This is a genomic window from Peribacillus sp. SIMBA_075 (assembly GCF_046534585.1).
In genome coordinates this window covers 1-275 of sequence record NZ_JAWRYN010000511.1, presented here as the reverse complement: position 1 = coordinate 275, position 275 = coordinate 1, and the positions used below count along the sequence as shown (strand labels likewise).

The 275-nt window shown below is 33.5% G+C and carries 1 protein-coding gene; it reads left to right on the top strand.

The window, feature by feature from the left end; all coding sequences use genetic code 11:
- On the top strand, positions 1–275 hold a 275-nt coding region (locus SB775_RS29215; protein ID WP_410864722.1), incomplete at both ends, for a BCCT family transporter.

Sequence of the window (275 nt, the reverse complement as noted above, 5' to 3'; positions counted from 1 at the left end):
ATTGTAACTGTTCTTTATATGCTATCTGCGCAAACGGGACTCGATAAAGGAATTAAATATTTAAGTAATGCGAATATTATTTTAGCGTTTGCACTTATGATAATTGTATTATTTGCAGGTCCAACAAACTTTATTATGAATTATTTCACTTCAACAATCGGTTCATACATTCAAGAATTGCCAAGTATGAGTTTCCGTTTAAGTCCATTAAATGAAGGCGGAAATCAATGGATTCAGTCATGGACAATTTTCTACTGGGCATGGTGGATTGCATG